Raw genomic sequence first — 24,126 nt, 5'->3', positions numbered from 1 at the left:
CGTACACACCCTGTACACAGCCCGTACATACACGCGGGGGCCGGGCATGAGCGCGGCGGTCGATCCGGCAACCCGGCCCGGCGGCGCTGGCCTGCTGAGCCGTGGCGTCAGCGCGGTCGGTCGGTCCCTCCTGCCGATCCTCGTGGTGGTCGGGGTGATCGTGGCGCTGTGGTACGCGGCGGCGATCATGATGAACCGGGCCTGGACGCTGGACCAGATCGAGCGGCGGGGGCTGGAGATGACGACCTCCGAGATCATCGCCGACACGCTGAGCCAGGAACGCCCGGTTTTGCCAACGCCGGTGCAGGTCGCGACCGAGTTGTGGAACACGACCATGGGCGAGCCGATCCTGCGGGAACGCCGGGGCGAGTATCGCCCGAACCCGCGCAGCCTGTTCTTCCACGCGTGGCAAACGCTGGCGCCGACCATGCTGGGCTTCGCGCTTGGCACGCTGGGGGGCATCCTGCTGGCGGTGGGGATCGTGCATAACCGCGCGATGGACCTGAGCGTCATGCCCTGGGCCATCGCGTCGCAAACCATCCCCATCCTTGCCATCGCGCCGATGATCATCGTGGTGCTGAACTCGATCGGTTTGGAGGGGTTGCTGCCGAAATCGCTGATCTCGGCCTATCTGAGTTTCTTCCCGGTGGTCGTGGGCATGGTGAAAGGGCTGCGCAGCCCCTCTGGGATGGATCTGGACCTGCTTCGGACCTATTCGGCTAGCGGCGGCGAGACCTTCTGGAAACTGCGCCTGCCGGCCTCGGTGCCGTTCCTTTTCGCCTCGCTCAAGGTGGGGATCGCGGCGGCGCTGGTGGGCACGATCGTGGCGGAACTGCCCACGGGGGCGCGGTTCGGCCTTGGCGCGCGCCTGCTGACGGGCAGCTATTACGGCCAGACGATCCAGATCTGGTCGGCGCTGTTCATGGCGGCGATCTGCGCCGCGGCCCTGGTGGGCATCCTGGGGCTGATCGAACGGCTGGTCCTCAAACGCATGGGGTTTGCGCGATGACGGGGTGGTGCATGCCCGCCGCGCCGCGCGCGGCGCAGAAAAACTCGAGTTTTTCTGGCCGTTTTCCTCAAGGAAAACGCGCTCTGGCCGGACGGATGGAGGCAGGTCGATGAGAGCCGCGATGCAACAAAGCCTGGTCAGAAGCGGGATGATGCCGGCGGTCGGCGTCGCGCTTGTCCTGCTGGGCGCGCTGGTCGACTGGCGGCTGGGCGCGATCCTTGCGCTGTGGATCGGGGCTTGGCTGGTCAACGTGCTGATCTCGAACACGGCGCGTGGCGGCGGCGTCCGGTTCCTCGTGCCGGTGATCTTCGGTGCGACGCTTCTGGGGCTGTGGGAACTGGCGGTGCGGTTGTTCGAGATCTCGCCCATCATCCTGCCCGCGCCCTCGGTCATCGCGGAGACCTTCGCGGCGAATACAGACATCCTGTGGGCCGATTTCCAGCAGACTATCTTGAAAGGTGCGCTGGCGGGCTACCTGATCGGCTGCGGCGCGGCCTTCCTGACGGCGCTTCTGATCGACCGGTCGCCCTTTCTGCAACGCGGGCTGTTGCCGGTGGGCAATTTCATCGCGGCGCTGCCCATCGTGGGCACGGCCCCGATCCTGGTGATGTGGTTCGGCTTCGGCTGGCAATCGAAGGCGGCGGTCGTGGTGGCGATGGTGTTCTTCCCGATGCTGGTCAACGCGGTGCAGGGGCTGAAGGCCTCTGAGCCGATGCAGCGCGACCTGATGCACACCTACGCGGCCAGCTACGGCCAGAGCCTGATGAAGCTGCGCCTGCCCACGGCGCTGCCCTTCCTCTTCAACGGGTTGAAAATCTGCACAACCCTTGCGCTGATCGGGGCGATCGTGGCCGAATTTTTCGGCTCGCCCACGGTCGGCATGGGTTTCCGCATCAAAATCGAGGTCGGACGCCTCGCCATGGATATGGTCTGGGCCGAGATCGCGGTCGCGGCGCTGGCGGGGTCCGGCTTTTACGGGCTGGTGGCGCTGATCGAGCGCAAGACGACATTCTGGCATCCGTCGCAACGGCGGGGCTGATAAAACGGCATAACAAACCAAGAGAGCCCAACAGGAGGGAAGACCATGAAAAAGACGATGATGGGGGCCGCGGCCCTTGCCATGACCACCACCGGAGCCTGGGCCGAGGCCCATGGCGGGATGGATACCGTGAACCTGCAGCTTCAGTGGGTCACGCAGGCGCAGTTCGCCGGCTACTACGTGGCGCTGGAAAACGGCTATTACGAGGAAGAAGGCCTCGACGTGAACATCATGCCGGGCGGCCCCGACATTGCCCCGCCGCAGGTGCTGGCCGGTGGGGCGGCCGACGTCATGCTGAACTGGATGCCGTCGGCCCTGGCCGCGCGCGAACGCGGCCTGCCGGTGGTCAACATCGCCCAGCCCTTCGTGCGCTCGGGCCTGATGCTGACCTGCTGGGCGGATGTGGGCATCAGCGAGCCCGCCGACCTGGCCGGTCATACGGTGGCGCATTGGTTCTTCGGCAACGAGTACCCGTTCCTGTCCTGGATGAGCCAGCTTGGTATTCCGACCGACGGCTCCGAGGGCGGAGTGACGCTGTTGCAGGCGGGCTTCAACGTCGATCCGCTGTTGCAGCGTCAGGCCGACTGCATCTCGACCATGACCTATAACGAGTACTGGCAGATCATCGACGCGGGCATCACGCCCGAGGAACTGGTGACCTTCAAGTATGAAGATTACGGCGTCGCCACGCTGGAAGACGGGATCTGGACGCTGGAAGAGAACCTCGAAGATCCGGAATTCGTCGAGCGCATGTCGCGTTTCGTGCGCGCCTCGATGCGCGGCTGGACCTGGGCGGTGGAAAACCCCGACGAGGCGGCGATGATCGTGCTCGACTATGACGAGACCGGAGCCCAGACCGAAGAGCACCAGCTGCGCATGATGGGCGAGATCGCCCTGCTGGTCGAAGGCGGTGACGGCACGCTGGACGAGGAAGCCTACCAGCGCACGGTCGACACGCTGCTGGCCGGCGGCTCGGACCCGGTGATCTCCGAGGCGCCCGAGGGGGCGTTCACCCATGCCGTGACCGATATGGCGCTGGGCGAATAATCCTGCTGAACGGTTGAACAAGAGGCGGCCCCGCATCTGTGCGGGGCCGCTTTTTCATGCGCCGTCGCGTTTTGGCGCACCGTCGAGACGGGCGGCGAACAGCGCCTCGGCCGGCGTTCGTGGCCTGGCGTCGGGGCTGTCGGAATCGCCCACCCGCGTCACGTCGAGCGGCGGAATGCCAAGGCCCTTCACCGGCGGCGGATCGGCGGGTGGGTCCAGCGGTTCGACCTCGCTGCCCCGGTTTGGTGCCTGCCGCATGTCGGCCTGCGTCGCATCGGATGCCGGCGTGACGGCTTGCCGGCCGGTTTCCGTGGGCGTTCCGGGCGCGGGTGTGTTGGGGGACGTAGGGCCCATGACCGGGGCCGCGCAACCTGTGGTGACAGGGGGAAAAGGCATGGTCAGCATCACGATCACCCTTGGTTTGCATGGTGATGCCCCGACCCGAGAGCCGTTTAGCACAGCCGGCACCGTTCTGTCCCGAGATGGTTAAAATCCGAGCTTGATGCGGCCCGGGCGCGCCTCGCTCCGTCCGGTGCCCCCGTTCCGGCCCAGAGTTCGCACAAAATGCCACGTTCTGGCCGCACTCGCGGCACCTTGGCCCGGTAGCGCATGATCGAGGCAACGTGCAGGCAGACCCTGGCCCCCCATCTCTGATGGGCCGTCTGGCATGCGTTGTCCCTTGTATGGATGAACGCGCGCAGGATTTCAGAATGGCCACCGCCGAGGAACTCGATGTCACCGTCACCACCGACGCGACGACCGTTGCCAACCAGCTTTTCGGCGACGGGATCACCGTTCAATCGGCCACGCTGAGCGGGGCCACGGGCCAGACGGGGCTGTACAGCAATGCTGACACGACCTCGCCCGGCGTGGCGGCCGGGGATTCCGGCGTCATCTTCTCGACCGGGAATGTCACGGATTTCACCAATTCCGACGGGTCGACGGACACGAACACCGCGGCCGGGACATCCACCAACCATGGCGGGGCGGGGGATGCGGATATCGGGGCCATTACCGGCACCTCGACCTTCGACGCGGTCGTGTTCGAGGCGGTGTTCGTGCCCGATGGTGACTACATCACGATGCAGTTCACCTTCTCGTCCGAGGAATACCTGGAATACGTGAATTCGGGGTTCAGCGACACGCTGGGCGTCTGGGTGAATGGCGAGTACATCGCGGTGACGCCCTTGGGCGACGAGGTTTCGATCGACACGGTCAACGACGCCTCGAATGCGAACCTCTACATCGACAATCCCGACACGACCGATCCCTACAACACCGAGATGGACGGGTTCACGGTCGACCTCTCCTTCAAGGCGCCGGTCAATGCGGGCGAGGAAAACACGATCAAGATCGCGCTCGCCGACGAGGGCGACGGGGCCTTTGACACCAATGTCCTCTTCGCGGCCGACAGCATCCAGACCGTCGCGCTGGCCTTCGATGACGAGGTGACCTTTCCGGTCAATGCCGCGCGCGTCGTCGACGTGCTGGCCAATGACGTGGACGATCTGGGCCAGGGCCTGACCATCACCGAGGTCAATGGTGAGGCGATCTCGGTGGGCGGCAGCGTGACGCTGGCCACCGGCGAGGTCATCACGCTGAACGCGGATGGTACGCTGACCATCCAGACCGACGGCGATGTCGGCACGACGCTGATCACCTACACGATCGAGAATGGCGAGGGCACGACGGATGTCGGCTACCTGACGCTGAATACCGAGGCCGCGCCGGCCCTGGACGGGATCGTCGATGGCACCACCGCCGGAGAGGTGATCGACACGGCCTACACCGGTGACCCCGATGGCGACATGGTCGACGCGGGCGATGCGACCGGCGTTCTGGGCACGACGGGCGATGGTGACGTGATCCAGGCCTGGGGCGGCGACGATACGGTGCTGGCCGGGGCGGGCGATGACATCGTCTTTGCCGGCAGCGGTGACGACAGCGTGGATGCCGGAGCCGGGGCAGACAGCGTCGATGGCGGCACCGGCAGCGACACGATCCTGGGCGGGGCCGATGACGACTCGATCACTGGGGGCGCGGGCGGCGACACCCTGTCGGGCGAGGGCGGCAATGACGTGCTCGACGGCGGCCTGGACGATGACAGCCTCGATGGCGGTGTCGGGAACGACCAGCTGACCGGCGGGGAGGGCAACGACACCTTCGCCTATTCCGGTGGCCTCGACACGATCACCGATTTCAACGACACGACCGCCGGTGCGATCGATGATGGCGACGCCACCAATAACGACGCGATCGACCTGTCCGGCCATTACGACCATATCTCGGAGCTTTATGCCGATTATGCCGATGACGGCATCCTGAACCAGTCCAACACCACCGATACCCGCGGCAACACGGTCGATTACTCGGACAACACGCAGTTCGGCTCGGGCGAGGGGATCGTCTTTCAGGGCGGCGCGGCAGACGAGACCTTTTTCACGGAGGAAAACACCGGCGTGGTCTGTTTCGCCGAAGGGACCATGATCGCGACGCCCTCGGGCGAGGTGCCCATCGAACGGCTCGGACCCGGCGATCTGGTCCAGACCCGCGACAACGGGCTCAAGCCGATCCTCTGGGTCGGGTGCAAGCGGCTGGGGCCAGCGGAGCTTGCGGCTTCGCCATGGCTCCGGCCGATCCAGTTGCAGGCGGGCCATTTCGGGCTGGAACGCGCGTTGATCGTGTCGCCGCAGCACGGCGTGTTGCTGACACCGCGCGACCAGCCGGGCGGAGAGGTGCTCTACCGCGCGACGCACCTGGCGCGCATGCCGGGCGGCGCGGCGCGGGTGAAAAACGGGGCACGGTCGGTGACCTACTACCACATCCTGTTCGACCGCCACGAGGTGATCTGGTCGAACGGCATCCCGAGCGAAAGCTTCTATCCCGGCCCGATGGGCTATGGCAGCCTGGACCACGCGGCGCTGGAGGAATTGCACCGCCTGTTCCCCGAGTTGACCGGCGTGAATGTCGACAAGGTGCTGGGCGAAGCGGCCCGCGAGTATTCGCGGAACGGGACACTGCCCCCGCATCTGAAGGATCTGATGGAGGCGGCGTAAGGGCTGCCCCCCCCCGGGGGGCTGAAAAAGGGCCGCGCGGATCGGGTGCCCCTTTTGGATTCGGTGTGCAGATGAGCGCGGAGGCGAAGGAGGGTAATGTCCGTTTGGAGCCCTTCACGGACCTTGCTGTCCTGCGCAGTATTCTTGGCGAGGGGCGGATGCTGTTGGAAAAGTCCGCCCAAGAACGCGTTTTTGGCTACCCTCAGGCTTGGGTGTCGCCGTTAGGTTCGGGCAATCGCCCGTCGCGCCGCCTGGAGGCGTTTATCTGGTCGCTCAGCTCATGCCGTCGCCGCCGGTTTGGCGCACTGAGGCCGCAGCTTCGCGAGTTTTTGGAGGTTCTGGGCGATGGCGGCGAGGAGGCATTCGTCTTTCGCACCATTGGGGCCGCGCAGGTGTAGCCGATTCAGGCCGAGGATGCGCTTGAGGTGGGCGAAGAGCATCTCCACCTTCTTCCGCTTGTCTCGGGATACCTTGGAGGCCTTTGTCGTGCGGCCTGCGCGGGCGAACTCGCGTGCTTCCTCGTTGGGTTCACGGGTGACGTATCGGGCCTCCGCTTTCGGGCAGCAGATGTCCTTGGATGGACAGGCCTGACATGTCGCCTTCAAGGCACGATATTTCTTCCGCCCGCCGGTGTCCTGACCCCGGTTCGCATCGGAGTAGTTCCGGCGATATTGCTTGAGGGCGTGTCCTTCGGGGCAGATGTATTGATCATTCGCCTCGTCCCATTCGAAGTCGGGTCTGGACCAGGTGCCATCGGTCCGCTCCGACTTGTCGATCACCGGAATGAAGGGGACGATGCTGCGCTGCTTAACCAGCCATCCAAGGTTCTCGGCGTTGCCATATGCCGTGTCGGCCGCCAGCCATTCCGGTCGACTGCCGAACCGCTTCTCCGTCCTGTCGAGCATGGTCCGCGAGGACCCGACCTATGCCTGACGGATCGCTCTCGTGGCTTCGACATCCATAATCACCGAGCTTTTTCAGTCGATCAGGTAGTTGGTGGCATAGGCAAAATAGGGGCAGCTCTCCTCGGCGCGGGCCCATTGCGCCGCCGGGTCGGACTTGGCCACGAACTTCGGCTGGACCGGGGATGCGGCACCGAAAGCGGCATCGTCGAGTGTCTCCAGGTACTCCCGCGCCGTGCGGTTGCCAGCCTCGCGCGCGACCTCAGGGCTCCAGTCCTCGGCTGCGATTGATCGGCCCTTGTTGGCGTCAGCGGCGATCAGGCTGGCGTCCACGGCAAAACCCTCGCCGGATACCAAATCCTCCCTCAGGCACCGCTCGACCGTGGCCTAGAAGACCTGTCGCAGCAGATTGCTGTCGCGCAACTTGCCATGGCGATAGCGCGAGAAGGTCGAGTGATCCGGGACCTTCCCCTCCCGGCCCAGCCGACAGAACAAGCGATAGGCGAGGTTCAGATGAACCTCGTCGCAGAGGCGACGTTCCGACCGGATGCCCATGACGTAACCGATGACCAGCATCCGGATGATCAGTTCCGGATCGATCGAAGGACGCCCGAGGTGGCTGTAGAAGGGGCGAAGGGCTTCCCGCATCCCATCCAAATCGAGGAACCGGTCGATCGCGCGAAACATGTGATCGGACGGGACATGACGCTCCAGATCGAAGTCTTAGAACAATTGCGCCGATGCCGTTTGGGTGCCCATCATGACGAAATCCTCCAATCCGCTCATAATCGAGTGAATCAAGGGACTTGCCGCACTGCAACAAAGACTTTTTCAACAGCATGGGCGGAGAGCGGCCATTCGCTGCGAGCTCTGCCAAGGTCGGCTTTTCGGCACAGGCAGTGTTGCCCGGCAGTTCGAGCCACTTCAATCAAGGCAACGGCTGCTCAACCGCCTTGTCCACTTGAGTGTCCAAGGCGATCAGCAGCATTTGATGCCTTGAAATGCCATCACGCCGCAGACACCTGTTCGGGCTGCATCGCGCCAGTCATCAACGCCACTGCGTCTGACATGCTGATGGATTTCGGATCGACCACGCAGAGCCGTCGCCCAAGGCGGTGAATATGGATGCGGTCAGCCACTTCGAAGACATGGGGCATGTTGTGGCTGATGAGCACGACCGGCGTGCCGCGCGACCGCACATCCTGGATCAGGTCCAGCACCTTGCGGCTTTCCTTGACGCCGAGGGCGGCCGTGGGTTCGTCGAGGACAATGACCTTGGAACCGAAGGCCGCGGCGCGGGCCACGGCAACGCCCTGACGCTGGCCACCCGAGAGCGTCTCGACCGCCTGGTTGATGTTCTGAATTGTCATCAGCCCGAGCTCGGATAATTTCTCGCGGGCGAATTTCTCCATCGCTTTTTGGTCCAGCATGCCGAACCATTTGCCCATGACACCGGGTTTGCGCAGTTCGCGGCCGCAGAACATGTTGTCGGTGATCGACAACGCGGGGCTGAGGGCGAGGGTCTGGTAGACGCATTCGATTCCCGCTTCGCGCGCCTGCAACGGCGAGGCATAGCTGACCTCGCGCCCTTCCAGCGTGATTGTTCCTTCGTCGGGCACGGTTGCGCCCGAGATCGCCTTGATAAGCGAGGACTTGCCTGCGCCGTTGTCGCCGATCACCGCCAGGATCTCGCCCGGCATGAGATCGAAATCGGCATGGTCGAGGGCGGTGACGCGGCCGTAGCGCTTGACCAGCCCGCGCGCCTTGAGAAGAGGTTCCGTCATGCCGACACCTTTCTGATCCATTGGTCGATGGCGACCGCGATGATGATGAGCCAGCCGATGGCGAAGACCTGCCAGAGGACATCGACCCCGGCCAGCCTGAGGCCAGACTGGAAGACGCCCACGATAAGCGCCCCGAAAAGGGCGCCCATGATCGAGCCTCGCCCGCCAAAAAGCGAGATGCCACCGATCACCACGGCGGTGATGCTTTCGAGATTCCCCTCGTAGAAACTTTGCGGCGAGATCGATCCGACCCGCCCGATCGAGGCCCAGGCTGCCAGCGCGCAGATGAAGCCGGCCAGCATGTAGACCTGTCGCAGCGTGCGGTCGGTTCGGATGCCCGCGAGCTCGGCAGATTCCTTGTCATCGCCGATCATGTAGACGTGCCGGCCCCACGCAGTCTTGTTCAGCACGTACCAGAGCGCGACGAAGACCGCGATCATCAAGAGCGTGCCATAGGTCAGCCGTGCCGAGCCTATCGCGATGCTCTGACCGAAAAATTTCAGTAGCGGTGCCGTCGTGTCGATGTCGGCCCCGCGGATCGACTGCGCCCCAGACAGGTAGAGGTTGAGCGCGAAGAAGACGTTCCAGGTGCCCAACGTGGCGATGAAGGGTGGCAGCTTGATCTTCGTGACGAGCCAGCCATTCAGGTAGCCTGCGGCGATGCCGCCGATGAAGGAGATCACAATGGCAATGGGGGCAGGCACGCCGAACTCGACCGCGAGCTTGCCCGAGATCACGCTCATCAGGACCATGATCGCAGCGACCGAGAGGTCGATGCCCGCGGTCAGGATGATCAGGGTCTGCGCTGCGGCGAGGATGCCGATGATCGAGACCTGTTGCATGATGAGCGACAGGTTGAACGGCGAGAAGAAACGTTCGCCCGCGATGAAGCCAAAGACAGTGATGGACGCGACGAGGATGATGACCGGCACAAAGGTCGGGTTCCCATGTAGAACGTGCTGAATGGTTCCGATCATGCCGCGCGGCGCGTGTTCGAATTCCGCGACAGCAGAGGCGCTGTCCTTCAGACTCGCTTCATATTCCTGGCCGCCGGGGGTTGGACTTTCCGACATGTCGTGGTCTCCGTCCGAAAAGGTGCCATGGCTTTGCCACGCAGGGCAAGGCCGACCATTGCGATGGGGATTGGGTTGGGTGGGGCGGCATGCAGCGCCATATGCGCCACATGCCGCCTGGATTCAGCGAGGGCTCAGCCCCAGCAGAGTTCCAGAGCTTCTTCCGAGGTGATCGACTCCACCCCCTCAACCGGCTGGTCGGTCACCAGCATTACGCCGGTGTTGAAAAAGTCGAGGCCTTCGGTGTTCTCCGGCATGGTGCCGTCGGTCGCATGTGCGATGATAGCCTCGATTCCCAGCGACGCCATGCGCAGCGGGAATTGCATAGACGTCGCCCCGATCACGCCGGAGGCCACGTCGCGGACGCCCGGGCATCCGCCGTCGACCGAGACGATGAGCGCCTGGTCGGCAAGGCCGAAAGCGTTGAGCGCTTCATAGGCACCGGCCGCTGCGGGTTCATTGATCGTGTAGACGACATTGATGCCCGAGTTGATCTGCAGCAGATTTTCCATGGCGGTACGACCGCCTTCGGCATTGCCGTTGGTCACGTCGCTACCGACGATGCGCGGATCGTCCTCGTCACCGATATCGGTCGGATCGTTCACCTCGATTCCGAAACCGGTCAGGAAGCCCTGGTTGCGCAGGTAGTCGACCGAAACCTCGGAGGCGTTCAGGTCGAGCGTTGCGATCAGCGCGTTCTCGGCCTCATCGCCGAGGGTCGCCGCGGCCCATGCGCCAATCAGACGGCCTGCTTCGAAGTTGTCGGTGGCAAAGGTCGCGTCTGCCGTGTCCGCGGGCTCGAACGGGGTGTCGAGCGCGATGACCAGAAGACCCGCTTCGCGTGCTTGGGTGATGACCGGCTCAAGGGCGCGGCTGTCGGAAGGCGTGATCAGGATACCCGAGGCACCGGCCGCGATGCAGGTCTCGACCGCGGCGACCTGGCTTTCGACGTCGCCATCGATGGCGCCGGCATAGGTCTGCAGCGTGATCCCTGCCGCTTCGGCGGCCTCGGTCGCGCCTTCGCGCATCTTCACGAAAAAGGGGTTGGTGTCGGTTTTGGTGATCAGGCAAGCGGTCACGTCGCCGTGCGCTTCGGCTTGAGCCATGCCCGTGAATGCAACAGCGGCAGCACCGCTCAGCATGAGCGCCTTGAGGGTCTTCGTCATGGTTTCCTCCCAGAAATATGGTCCGGCGACTCTTGCGCCTTCACCAGAAGACCATGCGCCGCCACACGGGCCCTGTCAATAATTAAATCACTCTTATTTAGTAATTGACAGATGGTCTGGAAAGATCAAGATGCCAATGGGAGGACAACGATGAAGGACGCGCCAGATACACCTCGGGCCGGTGGGCATGCCGATGCACTGGGAACGAACCAATCGGGCATGCGTGCGCAGAACGAACGCCTTGTCCTGACCCTAATTCGTCGCCACGGCGCGCTTGCAAAATCCGAGATCGCCCGCTTGACCGGCCTGTCGGCCCAAACGGTGTCGGTCATCATGCGCGCCTTGGAGGACGAGCTCCTCATTCTTCGCGGAGAGCCGCAACGCGGCCGCGTCGGACAGCCCTCGGTGCCGATGACGCTGAACCCGCGCGGCGCTTTCTTTCACGGGCTCAAGATCGGTCGCCGGTCTGTTGAGATGGTTCTGACCGATTTCCTGGGCACGATCCTCGCCCGTCGCGCACGGCAGTACGACTACCCAGACTACGAGATGGTCCGCGCCTTTGCACTCGAAACCGCCAACGACCTTGTCGGCGTCCTGTCTGCCGAGGAGCGTGAGCGGGTCGAGGGGCTCGGCATCGCGATGCCCTTCGAGATCTGGGGATGGGCGAGCATGCTGGGCATGGCGCCCGAAGCCATGACCCCCTGGAAAGAACGCGATATTCAAGAGGAACTGTCCGAGGCCCTCGCATTGCCAGTGTTCCTGCAGAACGATGCCACCGCGGCCTGCAGCGCGGAACTGGTCTTCGGGACCCCGGAACAGCCATCGGATTTCCTGCATTTCTACGTCGCTTTTTTCATTGGCGGCGGCGTCGTCCTCGACGGCCGTTTGTTCCGGGGGCAGACCGGCAATGCCGGCGCGGTGGGGTCCATGCCGGTGCCGGACAAGACGGGCAAGATGCGCCAATTGATTGACCTTGCATCGCTTGTAACGCTCGAGCAGCGATTGCGGGCCCAGGGGTTCGAAGCGTCAGCTTTGTGGGCCTCCTCTGAGCGGTGGACGCTGCCGGACGACATCGTCACGGCTTGGCTGGAAGAGGCTGCCGAAGCCATCGCTCATGCCGTTCACGGGGCACTTGCCGTTCTGGATTTCTCAACGGTCAAAATCGATGGATGGATGCCGGAGGACATCCGCGGAGACCTGACCAAACGCATCGATGCCTGCCTGAGAAGACATGACCTGACGGGCCTCAACATGCCCGATATCCAGGAGGGCAGCATCGGCCCGGATGCCCGCGCACTGGGCGCGGCGAGCCAACCGCTCCTGGCCAGTTTCCTGGTGGCGTACCTACGATAGCGTAGAATTCCATGAAGTCTTGCTGATGGAGCAAGATAAACGCCCCACGCCGCCGACAATCATAGTCGCAGACGAAATCCAAGGTCGGCTCCAAGTAGCGAAACGGGCGTCCCCTGTTCCTGGACCGATACGGCAGCTATGGGCCGTCCACGTTGAGGGTGCGACCGACCGGAGCGTCGGATTGCTTCGCAGCCGCAGGTCAGCTTCAAGCCCTGAACGGACTCGGCGCACGATAGAAATTGTGCATGAGCGGCGAGACCGCTTTCGACGCGAATGGTCCTATTCCAACTTTTATCGCGCGCGGCACATGTCCTACCTTCGCGTCCAACCTGGCCATTGATTGTTTTGCAATGGACATTTCTGATTTCAGTCATTCCTCGTCACGAGTCTGTCTGCCAGCGGCTTCATACGTGGCATGGTTTTTAATCAGAAGGTCACGGACGGGTGAGTGCGCCGATGTCCACCTCGACCCGCTCGGAGAGGCTTTCGATACTGTCGTGAAGCAGCTGGATCGCGTAGGCAGGGTTGTGGACCCAGGCGCCACCATCCTTGGCCACAACCTGGTAATTATACGCCGCCATTAAGAGGCGCGGTGTCCAACTTGCGTAGCGGTTGGGAAAGATGGCCTCCTCGGGGACGATGGTCCCGTCGTCGTCGCTGTCGGCGAAGAAATAAGGGAAGCTTTCGGAGGCATAGCCGATGGGGGCCTCGGCGACCTCGCGCGCGTAATCTGCGATGGCGGTCCCGAGGATGGAATGTAGCCCCTCGATCTCGACGCGGATGCCACCGCTGACCAACCCGTCGCCGTCGAAGTCGGCATGGCGGGTGCGAATGGACCTGATGTCGTTCACCCCTTCGTGGCAGGCCAGGCACCTCTGGGTCTCGACGTCGGTGGTATGCGGTTCGTGGCAGGCGACGCAGGTGCCCGCGCTCGGGACATGGGCGAAGCGGCCGGCATAGGCGCGGCCGGGATACTGAAAGCCGCCGCGCACATCGCCGCCATGCATCAATGCCGCCGCAATGGCGTAGTGGACGTTGATGAAGCCGAGATCGGGCGACACCGCGTCAAGGTCTGGTCCGTCGGTGGCGGTCAGCACGCGATCGGTGGACGCCCGGCCCTGGTGGCACATGGTGCAGGTGGCCGAACCGCCCAGACCGCCAATCGTCACGCCCGATGGGAAGGTGACGGCGTCAAGCGTCTGGGCCTCGGAGACGTGACAGGAGGCGCAGCCGATCACCGTGTTGATCGTACCGGGATGCTCCACCGAAAGGGCGGGGGTGTCGTCGGCGCCTAGCCAGTCGAGCATCCCCGTCTCGGAATGGCAGGCGGCGCAGGCCGGCGGCACCTCGCCGTCCTCGTTCCAATGGGTGAAGGAGGGCGAGTGGTAGTCGCTATGCGGCCCCATGAGCCACGCCTCGGTGACCTCGCTTAGACTGAAATCCTGTGCAACACCCGGCGCTGCGGCCGCGATGATGATTCCCACGAGCCCTGAAATCAGACGGAACTTGCGCAAAACGACCTCCGCTCGACAAATGGTACACGGATGTGCACGGATGTGTACAAGTGTGCCTTGCCCGAGCGCATCGACCTTAATCCAGATCAAGGACACGCAGCGCCGCCGCAGCCCTGAGTTATGCAAGGCCGGCAAGAAGCCGCCGATAAGGAGGATGCCGCGATAGGAGAGAGGTCAAAGGACGGCGCAAGAACACTGCGTCTGCCGACATGGGTCGTGGCAGCGCTCTATCCGGTCGCCTGTCTGGCCCCACTCCTGTTCGCCGCGAAGCGGGATGTCGTCCCGACCTCTGGCTGGGCGATCGCGGCGGCGGGTATTGGCCTTGTCGGGCTTGCTTCTATCGCGGCGCAATTCGTAACGTCAGGCCGTTTCGAGCTTGTGTCGGGGCGCCTCGGCATCGACCGGGTAATGGCGTTTCACAAGATGGCAGCCTTGTGGGTCACTCTGACCCTTCTTCTGCATCCCGTGATCTATGTAGTGCCGACCTTCCTTGCCGACCCAGCGCTGGGGGCCGAACGGCTGGTGGCGTATCACACGTTGCCGCATTATCGCAGCGGAGTCGTAGCACTTTGGGCGCTTGTTTTTATGGTGGTGGGCTCAGCGCTGCGCGAACACCTGCCGCTGCGCTACGAGGCGTGGCGCGCTGCGCATCTCGTGCTCGCCGTCGTGACGATTGGTGCGGGTCTCCATCATGCTGTCAGCGTGGGCCGGTTCAGCGCGGCGGGGGGGCTCAACGGGTATTGGTGGGCCGTCGGCGCGGCGGCTGTCGGGGTCGTCGCAATCCTTTACGGGCTGCGCTGGGCAGGGCTGAACCTGCGGCCTTGGCGCCTCGTTTCCGTGACCAAACTGGCCGACCAAATGTGGGAGCTCAATGTTCAACCCGCCAAGGGTACACCACCGCTTTTCTATCACGCAGGCCAGTTTGTCTGGATGACCGAAGGTGTCCGGCGCTTCCCTCTGTTCGATCACCCCTTTTCCATTGCCGACAGTCCCTTGCGTCCGGGCCTGAGCTTCGTCGTCAAGGAAGCGGGCGATTTCACGAACCAGATCGGGACACTCGCGATCGGAACACCGATCGGGATCGATGGACCTTACGGCAGTTTCACGCTCGAGGATCACGACGGGGATGCTATCCTACTGATCGCCGGGGGCGTCGGCATCGCGCCGATCCTCGGCATACTCCGAGATCTTGTGGCGCGGGACGATCGGCGTCCTGTTCGCCTCGCCTATGCGGCCGGTCATCCCGAAAACTTCGCGGGCAAGAACGAGATCGAGGTAGCGCGATCTACGCTCGATCTCGAAACGCTTTTCCTCAGCGAGGAGGACACGCCCGGCTGGGACGGAGAAACCGGACGGCTCGACGCGGATCGGCTGTCGGAGATGCTGCGCGGGCTCGACCCGGCGCGGACCGTCGCGCTGATTTGCGGGCCGGGACCGATGGTGACGGCGGTTGCCGACAACCTCATCGATCTTGGCCTTCCCTCGGACCGGGTGATGTACGAGCGCTTCGATTATTCCGAGGGCACATCGCGCCTCGATCGTCGCCTCAAAGGGCGTTTAACAGGGCTTGGTTTGGCACTCCTAGCTGGCATCGCTGCATTCGTTGCACTGATGACCTGACGGGCCGCACCATACGAGGCGAGCACTGGGAATGCCAATCCCGGCCTTCGCAACCCCATGAGAAAGGCCCCCCCTTCTTGCGGGACCGACGGGGCCAAAATCTCGACGAACGGTCGCTTGGTGTCCGTCCTCGCAAAGCCTTATTGGCGACCAGCAGGAAACGACGACTTTATCCTGCCCTGCTGACCTCCGGCCACTGCGTGATGCTATCTGCGACATTAATGGCAGGTTCGGTGCGCCGCAGCGAGGCGCTAGCGGTCGACATCAATGTCCGGTATGGGCCGGAACCCACGGCCTGCTTGGCGAGTTCAAAGGTCTAAAAACTCCGCCAAGCCGACACCCGGTGCAGAGGTCTCCCGAAACATTCTTTGGGGCACTTTGTCGGACTTGGCATCATGCCCGTAGGGATCTCGCCCATGAGGGGCAACGCGACATGAAAAAGGGCCACCCGGATCGGGCGGCCCTTTTCGTCCCTGCAGGGGGACGTCAGCCCTTGTTCATGCGGTTCTCGATCAGCTCGTCCACCACGGCGGGTTCGGCGAGCGTCGAGGTGTCGCCGAGGCTGCCGTAATCGTTCTCGGCGATCTTGCGCAGGATGCGGCGCATGATCTTGCCCGAGCGGGTCTTGGGCAGGCCGGGGGCCCATTGGATCAGGTCGGGCTTGGCGATGGGGCCGATCTCGGTGCGGACCCAGGTCTCCAGCTCCTTGCGCAGCTCGTCCGAGGGCTCGACCCCGTTCATCAGGGTGACATAGGCGTAGATGCCTTGCCCCTTGATCTTGTGCGGGTAGCCGACCACGGCGGCCTCGGCGACCTTGGCATGGGCGACCAGCGCGCTTTCGACCTCGGCGGTGCCCATGCGGTGACCGGAGACGTTGATCACGTCATCGACGCGGCCCGTGATCCAGTAATAGCCATCCCCGTCGCGGCGGCAGCCATCGCCCGAGAAATAGTAGCCCTTGTAGTCCGAGAAATAGGTTTTCTCGAACCGCTCGTGATCGCCCCAGACGGTGCGCATCTGGCCCGGCCAGCTGTCCTTCATGCAGAGCACGCCCTCGGCCTCGGTCGTGGTTATCTCCTGCCCGGAATGCGCGTCGAGGATGACGGGCTGCACCCCGAAGAAGGGGCGCGTGGCGCTGCCGGGCTTGGTCGGGATCGCGCCGGGCAGGGGGGTGATCAGGTGGCCGCCGGTTTCCGTCTGCCACCACGTGTCGACGATGGGGCAGCGGCCCTGTCCGACGACGCTGTTGTACCAGTTCCACGCCTCGGGATTGATCGGCTCGCCCACGGTGCCCAGCAGTTTCAGGTCCGACAGGTCGTATGTCGTGACGAACTCGTCCCCCTGTCCCATCAGCGCCCGGATCGCGGTGGGGGCGGTGTAGAACTGGTTGACCTTGTGCTTTTCGCACACGGCCCAGAACCGGCCCGCGTCGGGGTAGGTGGGCACGCCTTCGAACATCAGGGTCGTCGCGCCGTTCGCGAGCGGGCCATAGACGATGTAGCTGTGGCCCGTGACCCAACCGACATCCGCCGTGCACCAGAAGATGTCCCCGTCGTGGTAGTCGAAGGTGTAGGCGTGGGTCATCGAGGCATAGACGAGGTAGCCGCCGGTCGTGTGCACCACGCCCTTGGGCTGCCCGGTGGAGCCGGAGGTGTAGAGGATGAACAGCGGATCCTCGGCATTCATCTCGACCGGGGCGGCGTGGTCATCCGCTTCAAGCCGCATCTCGTTGTAGTCGTAGTCACGGTCGGCGATCCAGGTGGTCTGGCCGCCCGTCCGCTTCACGACGAGGCATTTGACGCTGTCCTTGCAATGCAGCAGCGCCGCGTCGGTGTTGGACTTGAGCGGCGTCTTGCGCCCGCCGCGCGGGGCCTCGTCGGCGGTGATGACCACCTTGGCGTCGCAGCCATTGATCCGGGCGCCAAGCGCGTCGGGCGAAAAGCCCGCGAAGACGATGGAATGGATCGCGCCGATCCGCGCGCAGGCCAGCATGGAATAGGCCGCCTCGGGGATCATGGGCAGGTAGATCACCACGCGGTCGCCTTTGCGCACGCCCATGTCTTCGAGGATGTTGGCCATCTTGCACGTCTCGCGGTGCAACTCGGCATAGGTGATGTGCTTGGCGTCGTCGTTGGGGTCGTCGGGCTCCCAGATGATCGCGGTCTGGTCGGCGCGCGTGGCAAGGTGGCGGTCGATGCAGTTGGCGGCCACGTTCAGCGTGCCGTCCTCGAACCATTTGATGTCGATATTGCCGGGCGCGAAGCTGGTGGATTTGACCTTGGTATAGGGTTTGATCCAGTCGATACGCTGGCCATGTTCGGCCCAGAAGGCCTCGGGGTCGGCGACCGAGGCGGCATACATCTTTTCGTAGGTTTCCGCGTCGATATGGGCGGATTTCACGAAATCGGCGGACGGGGGCGTCATATCGTTGGGCATGGGTCCTCCCCTTCATGTCTGATTGGCGGCCGAACCCTCCCCCGGTTCGGCAGTCGAGGGGGAGTGTTTCGCATCGTTGCGAGTGAGGCAAGGCCCCTTGGGGTTTACCGCTTTTGCCCGCGATCTTGTGCTGACCCGGTAAATTCTTGGCCCGTTTTGTAAAGCCTGTTAATCTGCGTGCGTCTTGGGAGGAGAAATCAGATGGCCGGATTGCCCGACGGGATGCGGCGCGCGCAACTGACCGGTAATCGGATCCGCGAACGCCGCCTTGCCCGCGGCATGAAGCAGGCGGCGCTGGCCGAGGCGGTGGGCATCTCCGCCTCGTATCTCAACCTGATCGAACACAACCGCCGCAAGATCGGCGGCAAGCTGTTGAACGCGCTGGCCCGCGCGCTGGACGTCGAACCGGCGGCGCTGTCCGAAGGGGCGGATGCCACGCTTTACGATACGTTGCAGGCCTCGGCGCGCGACACCCGCGCGGGGCTGGGCGGGGTGCTGCCCGAAACGGCGCGGATCGACGAATTGGCCGCGCGCTTTCCGGGTTGGACCGGCCTGATCGCCGCGCAGCACAAGCGCATCGCGGGCCTTGAGGCGGTGGCCGAGGGGCTGCGCGACCGGCTGGGCCACGACCCGGTTCTGGCCGAGGCGATGCACGAGATGCTCTCCTCGGTCGCGGCGATCCGCTCGACCGCCGACATCCTCGCGCGCGACCCCGATCTGGACGCGGCGTGGCGCGGACGGTTTCACCGCAACCTCCACGAAGAGGCCGAGCGCCTGTCGCTCCGCGCCACGGCGATGCTGGCCCATTTCGAAGCGCCCGATACCGAGGAGTCGGGGGCCAGTTCGACCCCCATCGAAACGGTCGAGGCGCTGTTCGAGGCCGCCGGCCACCATTTCCCCGAGATCGAGACGCAGGGCCGTGCCGGGATCGAGGGGGTCATCGCGCGGGCGGCGGGTATGGAGGATAGCGCCAGCCACGCGCTCGCCCGCGACATGCTGGAGCGCTACGCGCAGGATGCCGCGCGCCTTCCGCTGGAAGTGATCCTGCCGGCCGCGCGCGAGGCCGGGTTCGACCCGGGCCGCCTGCTGATGCTGGGGCAGGGGGACGTGGCGCTGGTGTTGCGGCGACTGGCGAGCCTGCCGCTCTCGGCCGGGGCGCCGGATTTCGGGTTGGCGGTCTGCGATGCGGCCGGGGCGCTGTTGTTCCGGCGGCGTTTGCCGTCCTTTTCCATCCCGCGCTTTGGCCCCGGTTGCCCGCTTTGGCCGCTTTACGCCGTTCTGGCCCGTCCCGGCCAGCCCGAGGCGGCGCGGCTGGACCTGCCGCAAGGCGGGATCTTCGACGCCTGGGCCGTGGCGCAACCGGTGGCGCAGACCGGCTTTGGCCGCGCGCCGGTGGTGCAGGCCACCATGTTGGTTGCGCCCGCCAGTTCGGACAACGGGGGCGAGGCGGCCATTCCCGCCGGGCCGGGATGCCATTTATGCCCGCGTGAGGCGTGCCCCGCGCGGCGCTGAGTGCTGCCAGATGGGCCATTGCCTATTTGGTCGGCGTTTTGCAGACTGACCGAACCGACCGGAGGGAGGGCCGGAGTACTTGGGCAAGCGTATCTTACTGATCGAGGACGAGGCCAATATCCTCGAAGCCATCGGGTTCCTGCTGTCCCGCGAAGGGTGGGAGGTTCAGGGCCATGGCAAGGGGGAAAGCGCGCTGGCCGAGATCGCGCGCGTCTCGCCCGATATCGTGGTTCTGGACGTGATGCTGCCGGGGCGGTCGGGGCTGGAAATTCTGCGCGACCTGCGCGCCGACCCTGCCACGCGTGATCTGCCGGTCCTGATGCTGACGGCCAAGGGGCAGGCCAAGGACCGCGAACAGGCGATGGCGCTGGGCGCGAACGCCTTTCTGACCAAGCCCTTTTCCAACGCGGAATTGGTCTCGACCCTTGGCACGTTGACAGATGCCCCGGCCGCGGCGCGGTCGGGCGGCGGGGCCTGAGGGCCGGATCCGTGGCGCGGCGGCTTTTCCTGGAGCGACGCACCTACCGGCACAACCGGTTGCAGGATGCCGCGCGGCTGTTGCCGGTTCTCGGCGCAGTGCTGCTGTTCGGGCCGGTCTTCATCCGCTCCGAGGCCGAGCAGACGGCGGCGGCCGGGCTGGATGCCTGGCTGGTCTATTTCTTCGCGATCTGGGCGGGGCTGATCGGCGCGACCTACTGGATCAACCGGTCCCTGATGCGCGACATGCCGGGCGAGGCGGATGCCGCCCCCGCACCGCACGGCGCGCCGGATCCCTGAGATGCTGAGCTTCAACGGCCTCGTCGCGGTGTGCGTCCTCTACGTGGCGGGACTGTTCGCGGTGGCCTTCCTCGCCGAGAAACGCGCCGCCGAGGGCAAGGCGCGCTGGCTCAATTCGCCCATCACCTACACGCTCAGCCTATCGATCTACACGACGGCCTGGACCTTTTACGGCGCCGTCGGCTCTGCCGCGCGTTCGGGGCTGGAGTTCCTGACAATCTACCTTGGCCCGACGCTGGTTTTCATCGGGTGGTTCTGGCTTTTGCGCAAGATGGTGCGGATCGGGCGGGCGCAGCGCATCACCTCGATCGCCGACATGATCTCCAGCCGGTATGGCAAGTCGGGGGCGCTGGCGGCGATGGTGACGTTGCTCGCCGTGGTGGGCACGACGCCGTATATCGCGCTGCAACTGCAATCGGTGACGCTGTCTTTCTCGGCCTTTTCCAGCAATGGCGGGGCGGGGACACCGGATGCGGAGGCCACGGCGATCTGGGTGGCGGCGGGGCTTGCGCTGTTTACCATCGTGTTCGGGACGCGGTCGCTGGATGTGAACGAACGCCATCCCGGCCTGGTCTCGGCCATCGCGCTGGAGGCGATCGTGAAGCTTTTCGCGATCCTCGCGCTGGGGGTGTTCGTCGTCTGGGGCGTGGCGGACGGCCCCGGCGACATGCTGGCCCGGATCGAGGCCAGCCCCGTGATCGACACAAGCTGGAACGGTGCGCGCTGGGTGGGGATCACGGCGCTGGCGGGGGCGGCCATCCTGTGCCTGCCGCGCATGTTCCAGGTGCTGGTGGTCGAGAACTCGGACGAGCGGCACCTTGCGACGGCGGGCTGGGCCTTTCCGCTGTACCTGATGCTGATCAGCCTGTTCGTGGTGCCCATCGCCGTGATCGGTCTGGACCTGCCGAGCGCCGGGGACAACCCCGACCTCTTCGTTCTGACCGTGCCCTTGGGCCTCGGGCGCGACGGTCTGGCGCTGTTGGTGTTTCTCGGCGGCTTCTCGGCGGCGACCTCGATGGTCATCGTTGCCGCGCTAGCGCTGTCCACCATGGTGTCGAACCACGTGATCGTGCCGCTCTGGCTGCGGTTCTCGCGGGCCGAGGGGCCGACCTCGGGTGACATGCGGCGCGTGGCGCTGACGGCGCGGCGGCTGTCCATCGCGGGCGTGCTGTTCCTGGGCCTGTGGTACTATCGCCTGTCGGGCGGGGCCGAGGCGCTGGCCGATATCGGGCTGATCGCCTTCCTCGGTGTGGCGCAGGTGCTGCCCGCGCTTCTGGGCGGCATCCTGTGGCGGGGGGCGACGCGGGTGGGGGCGGCGCTGGGCATCGGGGCGGGCTTCCTGATCTGGGCGTGGCTGCTGCTGATCCCGAACATGGCCGAGACCGGGGGCCTGATCCCCGCCATGCTGGAAGAGGGGCCGTTTAGCATCGGCTGGCTCAGCCCCGCGACGCCCCTGGGCTTGCAGGCGACCGATCGCCTTCTGACCGCGATGATCCTGTCGCTGGGGACCAACACGCTTCTCTTCATCCTCGGGTCGCTGTTTTCCTTCCCCAGCCCGCTGGAGCGGTTGCAGGGCGCGCAGTTCGTCAATGTCTACGACCATTCCCGCGCGCTTCTGGGCTGGCGCGGGGCGGCGGGCACGGCCGATGACCTGCTGATCATGGCGCAGCGTATCCTCGGGTCGGGCCGGGCCGGGCGGCTGTTTCAAAGTGCCGCCGCCGCGCAGGGGCGCGAGGGGGCCTTGCCGGAACCGACCGCCGATTTCCTTGAAACGCTGGAGCGTGAACTGGCGGGGTCGGTCGGCGCGGCGACGGCGCATGCGATGGTGGGGCAGATCACCGGGGGCGCCAGCGTGTCGGTGCGCGACCTCTTGGCCGTGGCCGATGAAACGGCGCAGATCATGGAGTATTCCAGCCAGCTGGAGGCGAAATCGGCAGAACTGGCCCGCACGGCGGAACGCCTGCGCGAGGTGAACCAGAAGCTGACCGAGCTGTCGGTTCAGAAGGACGCCTTCCTCAGCCAGATCAGCCACGAGCTGCGCACGCCGATGACCTCGATCCGGTCGTTTTCGGAGATCCTGATGCAGTCCGATCCGCTGGACGATGCCGCGCGGGCGCGCTTCTCGCGCATCATCCATGACGAAAGCCTGCGGCTGACGCGGCTGCTTGATGACCTTCTGGATCTGTCGGTGCTGGAAAACGGGCGCGTGTCGCTGAACGAGGGAGAGGCGAGCCTGTCGGACGTGCTGGACCGGGCGATCTACGCGGCCGGCGCGCTGGAAGAGGGCGGGCGCATCGCCATCCGCCGCGACCGCGCGCGCGAGGCGGTGACGCTCTGGACCGACGCCGACCGGCTGGCGCAGGTCTTCATCAACCTGATCTCCAACGCGCAGAAATACTGCGATGCCGAGGCGCCGGAACTGTCGATCACCGTGCAGGGGCGCGGACCCGAGATCGAGATCGATTTCGCCGACAATGGCTCGGGCATCCCGCCGCGCCAGCAGACCCTGATCTTCGAGAAATTCGCCCGGCTGGACACGGCCAAGGGCGCGCCGGGGGCGGGGCTGGGCCTGGCCATCAGCCGCGAGATCATGGCGCGGCTCGGCGGCGACCTGGCCTATATGCCATCGCAGGTCGGCACGCGGTTTCGTGTGCGCCTGCCCGCGCGCGCGCAAGAGGCGGCCTGACCGCGGCGCGTTGGGGTTTTCTTAACCCTTTCCATGGCAGAACCGGGGTGATGCCCATCACCCCTTTCGCAGGCCAAAGACCGTGACCCACCAGCGCGCGACACCCGAGGGAGAGGCCGTGCTCCGCCGTATCGTCGCGGCCCATGCGGGGCAGCGACCGCCTGCGCCCGACCTTGCGCCGGTGTTGCAGCGTGCTTTCACGCGGGCGCTCCGGCATGCGAGCGTGCCGTTCGAGGGGCTGGGCCTGTCGCCGAGCTCCGTTACTGTCACCACGTCCGTGCCATTGGACGCCGCGCTTGCCGCCTTGCCCGCGCATGGGCTGGTCGCCGTGCTGGAGGCCGAGGGCGGATTGCGCGGCATGATCGCCCTGTCGCATGGCGCGATGGACCCGCTGATCGAGGTTCAGACAACGGGGCGGGTCGAGGCCGCCGATCTGCCGCCGCGCCGCGTGACCGCCATCGACGAGGCGCTTAGCCGCGATTTCATCGACCTGACGCTTGCCGCCTTCGCGCGCGAGGCCGCGGAGGGGGAGGGGCGCGACTGGCCCGAGCGCATGGCCTATGGCAGCCGGGTCGAAGCGCGCGATCGGTTGACCCTGTTGCTGCCCGAGCGGGCGTATCACGCCCTCACCGCCGAGGTCGCCTTGGGTGAAACGGGCGCGCGCAAGGGGCAGATCGTGCTGGTCCTGCCGCGCGACGCGGCGCTGGCCGACGGCAAGGGGGGCAAGCTTGGCACTGACGCGCCCAAGACCCCGCCGGGCTGGGAGGCGGGGCTGCGCGCGTCCCTGTCCGAAGCGCCGCTGCTGCTGGATGCCGTGCTGATGCGCCTGACCCTGACCTTGGGCGAGGTCGAGGCGCTGTCGGAGGGCGATATCCTGCCGTTCGACCGTGCGGACCTCGCCTCGGTCGCGCTTGAAACGCCGGATGGCACCGTGGTCCTCAGCGCCGCCCTCGGGCAGCAGGGTGGCCGCCGCGCCTTGCGGGTCGCGGCGCCGGACAGGCCCCCGTCGGCCCCGGACAAGGCGGCGTTGGAGGGCGGTGACCGGCCCGCAGCCGACACCCCGGCGCCCGCGTCCGCATCCGGGGGCCAGCCCCGCGCCGTGGCGCAGGTGGCAAAGGGCTGAGATGCGGTTGCAATCGGACCGGAGCTTGG

17 protein-coding genes and 1 pseudogene are annotated in these 24,126 nt (G+C 65.3%); 11 read left to right on the top strand and 7 right to left on the bottom strand.

Annotation, left to right across the window (positions count from 1 at the left end; genetic code table 11):
- The first annotated feature begins 46 nt into the window (after window positions 1-46).
- From KUV65_RS05340 to KUV65_RS05330, 3 genes are all read left to right on the top strand, one after another.
- Complete coding sequence (locus KUV65_RS05340; RefSeq protein WP_222188249.1) at window positions 47-1,009, top strand: ABC transporter permease; 963 nt, start codon at window positions 47-49, stop codon at window positions 1,007-1,009.
- 151 nt (window positions 1,010-1,160) lie between these two features.
- A complete protein-coding gene (locus tag KUV65_RS05335; protein WP_222189621.1) occupies window positions 1,161-2,048 on the top strand; it encodes an ABC transporter permease in 888 nt (295 codons plus the stop codon).
- A 45-nt stretch (window positions 2,049-2,093) separates the two neighbouring features.
- On the top strand, window positions 2,094-3,095 hold the full coding sequence (locus tag KUV65_RS05330; protein ID WP_222188247.1) for an ABC transporter substrate-binding protein: 1,002 nt from the start codon (window positions 2,094-2,096) through the stop codon (window positions 3,093-3,095).
- A gap of 54 nt (window positions 3,096-3,149) precedes the next feature.
- On the opposite strand, the gene KUV65_RS05325 is transcribed toward KUV65_RS05330, so the two are convergent.
- Window positions 3,150-3,449: a hypothetical protein gene (locus KUV65_RS05325; RefSeq protein WP_222188244.1), complete on the bottom strand. Its 300-nt coding sequence runs from the start codon at window positions 3,447-3,449 to the stop codon at window positions 3,150-3,152.
- A 356-nt stretch (window positions 3,450-3,805) separates the two neighbouring features.
- Here KUV65_RS05325 and KUV65_RS05320 point away from each other — a divergent pair, with 356 nt between their 5' ends.
- Window positions 3,806-6,151 carry a choice-of-anchor L domain-containing protein gene (locus KUV65_RS05320; RefSeq protein ID WP_222188242.1) on the top strand — a complete coding sequence of 782 codons (2,346 nt, stop codon included), beginning with the start codon at window positions 3,806-3,808 and terminating at the stop codon, window positions 6,149-6,151.
- 278 nt (window positions 6,152-6,429) lie between these two features.
- On the opposite strand, the pseudogene KUV65_RS05315 reads toward KUV65_RS05320, so the two are convergent.
- The 4 genes and pseudogenes from KUV65_RS05315 to KUV65_RS05300 form a co-directional block, all read right to left on the bottom strand.
- Window positions 6,430-7,767 (bottom strand): annotated as a pseudogene (locus KUV65_RS05315) (IS1182 family transposase).
- A 293-nt stretch (window positions 7,768-8,060) separates the two neighbouring features.
- Window positions 8,061-8,858 carry an ATP-binding cassette domain-containing protein gene (locus KUV65_RS05310; RefSeq protein WP_222188240.1) on the bottom strand — a complete coding sequence of 266 codons (798 nt, stop codon included), beginning with the start codon at window positions 8,856-8,858 and terminating at the stop codon, window positions 8,061-8,063.
- Window positions 8,834-9,910: an ABC transporter permease gene (locus KUV65_RS05305; RefSeq protein ID WP_222188238.1), complete on the bottom strand. Its 1,077-nt coding sequence runs from the start codon at window positions 9,908-9,910 to the stop codon at window positions 8,834-8,836. Before KUV65_RS05305 ends, KUV65_RS05310 begins: the two co-directional genes overlap by 25 nt.
- Before the next feature lie 134 nt (window positions 9,911-10,044).
- Window positions 10,045-11,076 carry a substrate-binding domain-containing protein gene (locus tag KUV65_RS05300; protein ID WP_222188236.1) on the bottom strand — a complete coding sequence of 344 codons (1,032 nt, stop codon included), beginning with the start codon at window positions 11,074-11,076 and terminating at the stop codon, window positions 10,045-10,047.
- Window positions 11,077-11,226: 150 nt separating this feature from the next.
- Between KUV65_RS05300 and KUV65_RS05295 the strand changes: the two genes are divergently transcribed.
- The gene (locus KUV65_RS05295; RefSeq protein ID WP_261331595.1) at window positions 11,227-12,429 is read left to right on the top strand and encodes an ROK family transcriptional regulator; all 1,203 of its coding nucleotides are present in this window, start codon (window positions 11,227-11,229) and stop codon (window positions 12,427-12,429) included.
- A 434-nt stretch (window positions 12,430-12,863) separates the two neighbouring features.
- Here KUV65_RS05295 and KUV65_RS05290 read toward each other — a convergent pair whose 3' ends face one another.
- Window positions 12,864-13,913, bottom strand: coding sequence for a polyheme membrane-associated cytochrome C (locus KUV65_RS05290; RefSeq protein ID WP_308124525.1), 1,050 nt, complete (start codon window positions 13,911-13,913; stop codon window positions 12,864-12,866).
- Window positions 13,914-14,159: 246 nt separating this feature from the next.
- Between KUV65_RS05290 and KUV65_RS05285 the strand changes: the two genes are divergently transcribed.
- Window positions 14,160-15,563: a ferredoxin reductase family protein gene (locus KUV65_RS05285; protein ID WP_308124524.1), complete on the top strand. Its 1,404-nt coding sequence runs from the start codon at window positions 14,160-14,162 to the stop codon at window positions 15,561-15,563.
- A 486-nt stretch (window positions 15,564-16,049) separates the two neighbouring features.
- Here the strand turns inward: KUV65_RS05285 and acs are convergent, their stop codons facing one another.
- Window positions 16,050-17,987: an acetate--CoA ligase gene (gene acs, locus KUV65_RS05280; RefSeq protein WP_261331678.1), complete on the bottom strand. Its 1,938-nt coding sequence runs from the start codon at window positions 17,985-17,987 to the stop codon at window positions 16,050-16,052.
- A 213-nt stretch (window positions 17,988-18,200) separates the two neighbouring features.
- On the opposite strand from acs, the gene KUV65_RS05275 reads away from it, so the two are divergent.
- From KUV65_RS05275 to KUV65_RS18180, 5 genes are all read left to right on the top strand, one after another.
- Window positions 18,201-19,511 (top strand): helix-turn-helix transcriptional regulator, encoded by a 1,311-nt coding sequence (locus KUV65_RS05275; RefSeq protein ID WP_222188230.1) that lies wholly within the window; start codon window positions 18,201-18,203, stop codon window positions 19,509-19,511.
- Between the two features lie 79 nt (window positions 19,512-19,590).
- On the top strand, window positions 19,591-19,989 hold the full coding sequence (locus KUV65_RS05270; RefSeq protein ID WP_222188228.1) for a response regulator transcription factor: 399 nt from the start codon (window positions 19,591-19,593) through the stop codon (window positions 19,987-19,989).
- Window positions 19,990-20,000: 11 nt separating this feature from the next.
- The gene (locus tag KUV65_RS05265; RefSeq protein ID WP_222188226.1) at window positions 20,001-20,288 is read left to right on the top strand and encodes a hypothetical protein; all 288 of its coding nucleotides are present in this window, start codon (window positions 20,001-20,003) and stop codon (window positions 20,286-20,288) included.
- Between the two features lies 1 nt (window position 20,289).
- Window positions 20,290-22,974, top strand: coding sequence for an ATP-binding protein (locus tag KUV65_RS05260; RefSeq protein WP_222188224.1), 2,685 nt, complete (start codon window positions 20,290-20,292; stop codon window positions 22,972-22,974).
- Window positions 22,975-23,056: 82 nt separating this feature from the next.
- The gene (locus KUV65_RS18180) at window positions 23,057-24,097 is read left to right on the top strand and encodes a FliM/FliN family flagellar motor switch protein (RefSeq protein ID WP_222188222.1); all 1,041 of its coding nucleotides are present in this window, start codon (window positions 23,057-23,059) and stop codon (window positions 24,095-24,097) included.
- Window positions 24,098-24,126 lie beyond the last annotated feature (29 nt).

The sequence above is a fragment of the Maritalea mobilis genome, assembly GCF_019800885.1.
Lineage (GTDB): Bacteria > Pseudomonadota > Alphaproteobacteria > Rhodobacterales > Rhodobacteraceae > Roseibacterium > Roseibacterium beibuensis.
This window is presented reverse-complemented; position numbering and strand designations above follow the sequence as displayed.

Coding starts and splice junctions, on each gene's coding strand:
- KUV65_RS05340 (WP_222188249.1), top strand. CDS start 47: ATGAGCGCGGCGGTCGATCCGGCAACCCGGCCCGGCGGCGCTGGCCTG.
- KUV65_RS05335 (WP_222189621.1), top strand. CDS start 1,161: ATGCCGGCGGTCGGCGTCGCGCTTGTCCTGCTGGGCGCGCTGGTCGAC.
- KUV65_RS05330 (WP_222188247.1), top strand. CDS start 2,094: ATGAAAAAGACGATGATGGGGGCCGCGGCCCTTGCCATGACCACCACC.
- KUV65_RS05325 (WP_222188244.1), bottom strand. CDS start 3,449: ATGGGCCCTACGTCCCCCAACACACCCGCGCCCGGAACGCCCACGGAA.
- KUV65_RS05320 (WP_222188242.1), top strand. CDS start 3,806: ATGGCCACCGCCGAGGAACTCGATGTCACCGTCACCACCGACGCGACG.
- KUV65_RS05310 (WP_222188240.1), bottom strand. CDS start 8,858: ATGGATCAGAAAGGTGTCGGCATGACGGAACCTCTTCTCAAGGCGCGC.
- KUV65_RS05305 (WP_222188238.1), bottom strand. CDS start 9,910: ATGTCGGAAAGTCCAACCCCCGGCGGCCAGGAATATGAAGCGAGTCTG.
- KUV65_RS05300 (WP_222188236.1), bottom strand. CDS start 11,076: ATGACGAAGACCCTCAAGGCGCTCATGCTGAGCGGTGCTGCCGCTGTT.
- KUV65_RS05295 (WP_261331595.1), top strand. CDS start 11,227: ATGAAGGACGCGCCAGATACACCTCGGGCCGGTGGGCATGCCGATGCA.
- acs (WP_261331678.1), bottom strand. CDS start 17,987: ATGACGCCCCCGTCCGCCGATTTCGTGAAATCCGCCCATATCGACGCG.
- KUV65_RS05275 (WP_222188230.1), top strand. CDS start 18,201: ATGGCCGGATTGCCCGACGGGATGCGGCGCGCGCAACTGACCGGTAAT.
- KUV65_RS05260 (WP_222188224.1), top strand. CDS start 20,290: ATGCTGAGCTTCAACGGCCTCGTCGCGGTGTGCGTCCTCTACGTGGCG.